This is a genomic window from Clostridium lamae (assembly GCF_033043255.1).
Taxonomy (GTDB): Bacteria; Bacillota; Clostridia; order Clostridiales; family Clostridiaceae; genus Clostridium; species Clostridium lamae.
Genome location: NZ_JASCQJ010000008.1, coordinates 112,484 through 120,279 on the forward strand (window position 1 = coordinate 112,484; position 7,796 = coordinate 120,279).

The 7,796-nt window shown below is 27.5% G+C and carries 8 protein-coding genes and 1 pseudogene; all 9 read right to left on the minus strand.

The features are described 5' to 3' along the window. Positions 1 to 69: 69 nt before the first annotated feature. A complete protein-coding gene (locus QK892_RS06430; RefSeq protein ID WP_317272712.1) occupies positions 70 to 711 on the minus strand; it encodes a GntR family transcriptional regulator in 642 nt (213 codons plus the stop codon). Between the two features lie 297 nt (positions 712 to 1,008). Further along, complete coding sequence (locus QK892_RS06435) at positions 1,009 to 1,227, minus strand: DUF2922 domain-containing protein (protein WP_317272713.1); 219 nt, start codon at positions 1,225 to 1,227, stop codon at positions 1,009 to 1,011. Between the two features lie 54 nt (positions 1,228 to 1,281). After that, entirely contained in the window at positions 1,282 to 1,506 is a 225-nt protein-coding gene (locus QK892_RS06440; protein WP_317272714.1) for a DUF1659 domain-containing protein, read from the minus strand. A 228-nt stretch (positions 1,507 to 1,734) separates the two neighbouring features. After that, positions 1,735 to 2,640, minus strand: coding sequence for an AEC family transporter (locus tag QK892_RS06445; protein ID WP_317272715.1), 906 nt, complete (start codon positions 2,638 to 2,640; stop codon positions 1,735 to 1,737). A 302-nt stretch (positions 2,641 to 2,942) separates the two neighbouring features. After that, positions 2,943 to 3,683: an SIS domain-containing protein gene (locus tag QK892_RS06450; protein ID WP_317272716.1), complete on the minus strand. Its 741-nt coding sequence runs from the start codon at positions 3,681 to 3,683 to the stop codon at positions 2,943 to 2,945. A gap of 72 nt (positions 3,684 to 3,755) precedes the next feature. After that, on the minus strand, positions 3,756 to 5,012 hold the full coding sequence (locus QK892_RS06455; protein ID WP_317272717.1) for a PTS ascorbate transporter subunit IIC: 1,257 nt from the start codon (positions 5,010 to 5,012) through the stop codon (positions 3,756 to 3,758). A gap of 19 nt (positions 5,013 to 5,031) precedes the next feature. Continuing rightward, complete coding sequence (locus QK892_RS06460; RefSeq protein WP_317272718.1) at positions 5,032 to 5,307, minus strand: PTS sugar transporter subunit IIB; 276 nt, start codon at positions 5,305 to 5,307, stop codon at positions 5,032 to 5,034. 29 nt (positions 5,308 to 5,336) lie between these two features. Beyond that, a complete protein-coding gene (locus QK892_RS06465) occupies positions 5,337 to 7,256 on the minus strand; it encodes a BglG family transcription antiterminator (protein ID WP_317272719.1) in 1,920 nt (639 codons plus the stop codon). Between the two features lie 141 nt (positions 7,257 to 7,397). Continuing rightward, positions 7,398 to 7,565, minus strand: a pseudogene (locus QK892_RS06470) (aldo/keto reductase); the annotation flags it as partial. Positions 7,566 to 7,796 lie beyond the last annotated feature (231 nt).

Consider the following 7,796-nt stretch of genomic DNA (forward strand, 5'->3'; position numbering starts at 1 on the left):
AAACTTGCATGTTTTATTGTTGTATATGTGTTGCATGCAAGTTGATTTAAAAAAATATTTAATTTTTTTTTAGTTTTCTATAAATAATTTTAGGCCAGCTTCTTTACCCATCTTTAGATGATGTTCCATAATCTTAGCTGCTTCGTCAATATTATCTTCAAGTATTTCATTTATAATTTCAATATGTTCATCGTATGTTTCTTTCATCCTATTCTTATCTACTTCTCCAGACAAAACTCTTATCCTTTGATTTTGATTATTAATTGAATTAAATAAGTTAATAAAATATTTATTTTCACTATTTTCAAAAATAATTTCATGAAAATAATCATCCTTTACATACATTTCTTCTGAGTCAAATGATTTACTATTTCTTTGCTTTTCGAATTCATCCTTTAATTTTAAAAGCTTGTCTTTATCAACCTTATGAGCATATTTTCTTATAAGGTATGGTTCTATTAACTCACGTATTTCATAAATTTCTTTAACATCTCTATAAGCAATTCCTGAAACTAAAGAACCCTTTTTAGGAATTATTTTAACGAGATGCTCTTGCTCCAGTTTGTTAAGTGCTTCTCTTATAGGAGTACGACCCACTTCAATTTCATTCATTAGCTCAATTTCGCTTAAAAACTCATTTGGTTTATATTTACAACTAATAATCTTCTTTTTAATAATATCATAAGCCTTATCTTTTAAAGTCTTTTTCACTTTACTTTCCAACTTTCTTTTTAATTTTTATTATTAAACTTTCTAATTTCCATCTTATATATTTATTGCATATATTAGTTATGTTTATATAATATCACAACATTTTCAAAATGCAAATGTTTTCATAAAAAATTTTGTATTTTTTTGAATATTTTTAAAATTGATATTAAAGTTGTACTTTTTTTAAATTATTCTCAAAATCATAAAACCTATAGGGTAGACTTTTACTGTCTACTCTATAGGTTGTATTTATTGTACTATAGTCATATATATTAGACTCTCATCTAAAATTAAAGTCTAAAACTCAACTTTAGTAGTATCCTTAACTACTATTTGTGCTGCTTGCTTTTCAACTAAATCACCAGCTTCAGTTTTAATAAGCTTCTTATTTATTATAGTATCCATAAGAGCTCCTACAGATAGGTTATCTACATTTTCTTTAACATCTCTAACAGATACTGTATGCTTTTTGCCAGCTACATCTTTAAAACTCATACTTGCAGTTCTTTCAATCATATTACATCCTCCTTCCCCTAAATAATTTACTTACTAATAAACAGTGGATAAATATTATCCTCTAGTTACTATATAAGTTTGTTCCTTTTTTATAGTAGAAACCGTATATTCTAAGATTCCTTCTATACCATCTGCTAATGCAACTAGATCCTCATCTGTTGCGTCAGCTGAAATGTTTTTAAAGCTTTGTCCCTTAAAAACATCATTTCCTTTAGAATCAACACCTACTTGATAGCTTAATCCTAAAGCATTTCCAACTAATATCGAATTCGCTGCCATCATCATCACCTCCTCATATCTTATATACGTAGGTGAAAATCTATTTTAAAAGTTTCTTTAAAAATTTTTTAATTTTATTTTTTCTATTACATATAAAAGTACCCTATAAGATAGACTTTCTTCTTTTTCTATCTTATAGGATACTTTTTACTTACTTCATTATTAATATTACTATATATATCATCTGAGACAGTAAAAATTCATTTGCTAAACTATACATTTAATATATTAATAAGCCATTAATATAGACATAGTTATAATAGATATCAATATACTTATAGAACCTACCATAGCTGGCATATCTTTTTTATATCCACATTTTAAAGAGAATATAGGTGATATACTAGTTGTAGGTGCAAATAAACAAATCATCAACATCCTTTTAGCAAGGTCTGGAATAGGCATATAAAACCAAACAATTATAGCTAATATCACTGCCATAAGATTTCGTGTAATAATTATATTGATTACATCCTTTATTTCATTTCGATTAATCTTAAAATCTAATAAAAGTCCCACAGTAAACATTGATAGAAAAGTATTTGCACTACCTATTCTAAAGGTAATATCCTGAATAAACTTAGGAATTTCAATATTCAAGATGGAAATTAAAAATATAAACATATAAGTATCAAAAGCGACAGAAGATACTAGTTTCTTAATAATTTCCTTTATACTAAACTTTTCTTTTCTATTTACAACACTAGATGCGATGGAGTAAGTCAATCCTAACCCCATAAAGGCGTTTCCAATATCAAACATACTTATATATGCTATTCCTGCTCCTGGATAAAAATATTGAGCAAAAGGAATTGCAAAATTTCCGATATTATATCCTGAAACATTTAGCATATGAGCTGCTTGAGTTTCTTTATCTCTTTTTTTAGCCATAATGTAACCTATACTTAGCATTATCACATTAAAACAAATCCCAGCTAAAATTAGCAAAAACATTGTTGGTCCAACTTCCAATTTTGAAACACTAGATAGTAAAGCACATGGCAAAGTAATATTTAGAACAATTTTTGCTATTTTTTTACTATCTTCTTTTTTTAAAATATGTTTTGCTTTAAATATGTATCCAAGAAAAATAATTAAAAAGAATGTACCTGCATTTTCTAAAACAATATTCATAAATAATTATCTCAATCTCCCTCTGTTAGTTTTTATTACTTTTTTATCTATTAGTTTCCATTACTTTTTTATATGTAAAAAATATTTATTTTGCTGCTCAATAAAAAAAGAAAGCCAGCAATAGTTCTGCTATAGTGCGTTTTCCACTACCGAAGGCTCCATTAATCAATACAAACATTATATTCCTCCTACATGCACATTTAATAATATATGTATCAAATTTCTTCTATTATTATAGCATATAAAATAGGAGCTGTCCCCACAGCTCCTAAATTTAGAATGTAAAATGTAGAATTTTTGAATTAATATTTATAATGAATGGTATCCTTATATTCTTCAAAGATCTTTTTGTTAAGCTCATCTCCACCATCTATATTAGCACTATAGAATATTGGAGGAGTTTTTAATCCTTTATCAATAAGATCTTGTGTTGCCTGTGCAACTATTGAATTCATAATTGTTGCTGCAATTACTGTAGAAGTAGGGCTAACCTTTTGTTCTAATCCGTCTATTTCTACACATGCATCACCCTTATCACCATGGTTATCAATAACTATATCACTAACTTGATATAGATTCTTTCCTGATGAATGTCTTGATGATACTTCCTTTGAATACTTTAAATTAGTTAAACAAATTACAGTAGCTCCAATTTTTCTAGCTTCCATAGCAACTTCTATACTTACTGGATTTCTTCCTGAAACAGAATGCACAATTACAACATCTCCATTTGAAATATTGCTCTTTTTTGCAATAGCAGTTCCATATCCTTCCAATCTTTCCATTTCACTAGTTAAAGTTATTGGATAAGTATCTAGCATTAAATTCTTAGCAAATATAGGATTTATCACTACAAGTCCACCAGCTCTATAGAATAATTCTTCACTTAATATTCCCGCATGTGATGCTCCAAAAGCAAAGATAGATTTTTTATTAAGTACAGCATCTACAATTACCTTTGTTGCCTTAATCATATTTTCTTTTTCTTCAATTTCTACTATATCTATTAATTCTTTTATCTTTTCAAAATATTTAAATGTCATATCTTTTAAAATTCCCTCCTAAGATTAAATAATCATGTAATTATATAATTAATCTTTTAGAAATTCAATAATTTACATTCCTCCAAATACTGATGCTATTAACTTTCCTATAATTCCGAATAAAGATAAGTCATTACCACCAAATATTAATATCCAATTTTGTATTGTACCAGAGTAAATTACTGCTGATATTCCTACTAAAACTACCATTAATATAGCAGCTGTTATTGTTCCTATAATAGCACCTCTAAGACCACCTTGTCCTTCTCCTATAACTGCAGCTGCACCACATTCAAAGAAAGAAGTTATAACTAGAGGAATTAGTAACACATTGAACATATTAAAATAATTACTTATTAGTACTAAAATTGTTGATGTTACCATTGCAGTAATAAATCCTATTAATACAGCATTTGGTTTATAGTTAAATAATATTGGACAATCAAAAGCTGGGATAGCATTTGGAACAATCTTTTCAGAAATTCCTTTAAATGCTGGCACTATTTGATTAATTAACATTCTAACACCTTGTAGCATTACTATTAAACCAGCACCAAAAGTGAAGCCTTGAGTAATTGCATACATAACTAAGTTTTGTTCTAAATCTGCAAAACCTTCTGGAATAACAAGTCCAACAACTAAGAACATAATAAAGATAACGATTCCACCTGTTATTGAAATTTCTCTAAAGAATGAAAGTCCTGCTGGAAGCTTTAAGTCTTCTGATGATTTTTCTTTATTTCCTAATTTACTAGCAACAAATCCAGATAATAATGCTAAAATTCCACTTGGATGTCCTAATGTAAATGAAGTATCTCCTGTAACATCAGAAACATACTTTCTTAATAACCAAGGCATAATTGACCAATAAAGTGCAGATAAAATAGCTCCGAAGAGTATAAGTGCCCAACCAGTTAATCCACCTTCAACACCTGCTGCTATGAAAATAAATGGGAACCACCATAACATATGTCCTGTTAAGAATATAGTCTTAATTGGAGTAAATCTAGCTATTAATATATGAAGAGCTAGTCCAATAAACATAGCTAAACCAATTGTTCCACCATAGCTTGCTGTAAATGTTGCATCATTTAATCCCTCAGCAACTGCTCCTGAAGTACTTATGATTTGGAAAGCATTATTTATTGGTGCTATTGAACTTATAAGCATTGAAGTTCCTTGATCTAATATTACCATACCAAAAGCGGCTAATAATGAGCCTTTCACTATATCAGCAAGTTTTTTCTTCTGCAGTATTAACCCTATCGCGGCTATTAAGCCTAATAATAATGGTGGGTTACGTAGTACGTTATTAATTAAAAAATCCATAAAACCTTCCTCCTATTTATTATTTATTATTTAAATATTTTTGGACAGCATCTTTAACTTCTGCTAAATCCATATATTTTTTAACTGGATAAACAGGTACATTTACTGTTCCTTGTAATTCTTGTTGAAGCTCTGGACTAGTGAATATAACATCACAATCAGTTCCTCTTGCATCATTTATATCTGTATTATTTACTTCAGCATCGATGCCCATTTCTTTTAAAACCTTGTCTATTGACATCTTTAATATCATTGATGATCCCACGCCAAATCCACATACCGCTAAAATTTTCATATTAACCCTCCTGTTTATTTGTATATTTTTTATTCTTTATCATTTATAACTTTTAATATTTTTTCTTTATTACCTTCCCTAAAAAGATCTAGGTTTTCTTTATCAAATAAAATTTCTGACAATGAGGCTAAAGCCTTAATATGACTATTATTATCAATTGTTGCAAGCACCATAAAAATATTAACCGGCTTTCCTAATAGATCCACCTCTTCTTCAACAGTTAATAATGACATAGATAGTCTATTAACTCCATCCTTTGAATTAGCATGTGGCAATGCAAATCCATCTGCTAAAACTATATATGGGCCGTGCTTTTTTATGCTTTCTATCATTGCATCTACATATCTCTCATCTATAGAGTTATCTTCTAATAATGGCTTTGATGCAAGTCTAATTGCTTCTTCCCAATCCTTAACTTTTAATACTTTATTAACTCTTTTCTCATTGACTAATTCCTTTAGCATTGGTTGATAGTCCTCCTTTTCGTCCATCTGATAAATAATTTTTATTAAATCATTTTTAAGATTTTCATAATTTATTATATTTGCATTCTTCTTTATAGCCTGCATTATTCGTTCTATATTAAATTGCAAATTACTTTGATTAAAACTTACTAGCTTGTCCATAAGTTGTTTAATATCTAACTTACTAAGCATAGGGTTTACAACTATGACATTTTTCTTATCTAGTATGTCCATTGTAGAAACTATATAATCATACTGTATATTAGATTCATTTAATTCTTTAATTGACATAACACCTATAATATCAATAGTAGGTATATACTTGTATAATTGGATTTCAAGATTCTTAGATATTAATAACCCATTTGGACATACAACTAATACTTTCTTTCTTCCTTTAATCTCAGTTTCTGTACTTCTTAAATATCCACCAAAATATGCAGCAATAAATCCAATTTCCTCTTCCCTTATACCAATAAAATCAGGGAAATCTTTTTCATCTTCTAATATTGATTTAATGATTTTATATAATGATTCATGTTTCCTCTTAATTTCATCTAGAGATGGATTACTTATTGGGAAAGCAAATCTTATCCTATAGTAAGAAGATAATAAATGCCTTTTTAGATTTTTCTTAAATTCGTTTTCATTTTCAATTGTTATTGCTGTATTTACTTCAAACCTTTTAATTAGGATATCTACGTAGTTTTGTATTTTTTCTTCTGAAATATTATTATTTAAGCTTGGTAAAGTACTAATGTAAGCACATAAATATGCAACTTCACTTTCCTCTGCTCCTTTTACTAAAAGAGACTTCACTAAGCTGTAATAATTAAAATTCTTTACATCAGCTTCAAATTTATAGGAATGAATTGAAAAATTATTTTTTATTCTTTTATTAATGAATGAAACAAATCTAGATAGATTGGTTAAAGAATAATCTGTAAGATTTAAAGTACACTCTTTATCAAAACTTAATATATCTTCACTATACTCTCCTAATAACTCTCTATTTTCTTCCATTAGAAGTATATATTTATCTCTTATCTTTAGTTCACTTCCAATTATTTTATATCCCTTTTTGTAAACTAAGTTTAACCCATCTTTAAGAAGCTCTTCCTTAATACAATCAAGGGTTTGAACTATTGTATTTTTAGAAAGCCTCATCTCATTTACTAAAGATTCAATAGTAAATTTTTCTTCATTGAAAATCTTATATATGATGTAATTCTTTCTATTTTCAATATTCATAAAGTGCTCTTTAGCAACGTACATTTTTTTATACAATTTATCATAGTCTCCAACAAATGAAAAAACATGATTTATACTTTTTAATTCGCCGCAGTCTTTTATATGATAATTAATATCTTCAATATTATAGTAAAGAGTTCTTCTTGATATATTGAATATTTCAATTAATTCTTTCGATTTTATGCTTCCTTTATCTAATATAATTTTTAGTATCTTTTCTGATCTTTCTCTCATATCCATCCCTCCCCTTAATTATCTTCTCTTACATTATTATAAACAATACCAAATTATTGCACAAATTTTACAACAATTTACCAAAATTGCAACCTACGATTAAATTGGAAATTATAAAAAAGACCATCCATAAATAGGACAGTCTATTACTATTATCAATTCTTCAATTGCCTTTCTTATTATATCTAGAGACATTTCCTCATCAAGAGTCCATGTATGCATGCCTTGTTTTAAATCACCAAATCCCATACACCCTAAACAAATTCTAGAAACATTTAAATCTGAATTTCCTAGTTTAATATATTCCATACTACCCTGCAATTAATGTATAATAAAAATATACATTAATTAACAATTATATTTTGATGCTAATAAAATTATATAAATTAATTATGGAGGAGTATTTGAAATGAAAATAGATATTAATATTTTTGCTATTCTTGCTACTATCATTAACTTTGCTGTATTAATTGCTATCATAATACTATTATATAAAGCAATAAAAGGTATTAAGAATTTTATTAATAGAAATAAAGAGTT

What these genes read in the sequence shown, in the direction of transcription:
- QK892_RS06435 (WP_317272713.1), bottom strand. Translation starts at nt 1,227, where the DNA reads ATGATTGAAAGAACTGCAAGTATGAGTTTTAAAGATGTAGCTGGCAAA.
- QK892_RS06440 (WP_317272714.1), bottom strand. Translation starts at nt 1,506, where the DNA reads ATGGCAGCGAATTCGATATTAGTTGGAAATGCTTTAGGATTAAGCTAT.
- QK892_RS06445 (WP_317272715.1), bottom strand. Translation starts at nt 2,640, where the DNA reads ATGAATATTGTTTTAGAAAATGCAGGTACATTCTTTTTAATTATTTTT.
- QK892_RS06450 (WP_317272716.1), bottom strand. Translation starts at nt 3,683, where the DNA reads ATGACATTTAAATATTTTGAAAAGATAAAAGAATTAATAGATATAGTA.
- QK892_RS06455 (WP_317272717.1), bottom strand. Translation starts at nt 5,012, where the DNA reads ATGGATTTTTTAATTAATAACGTACTACGTAACCCACCATTATTATTA.
- QK892_RS06460 (WP_317272718.1), bottom strand. Translation starts at nt 5,307, where the DNA reads ATGAAAATTTTAGCGGTATGTGGATTTGGCGTGGGATCATCAATGATA.
- QK892_RS06465 (WP_317272719.1), bottom strand. Translation starts at nt 7,256, where the DNA reads ATGAGAGAAAGATCAGAAAAGATACTAAAAATTATATTAGATAAAGGA.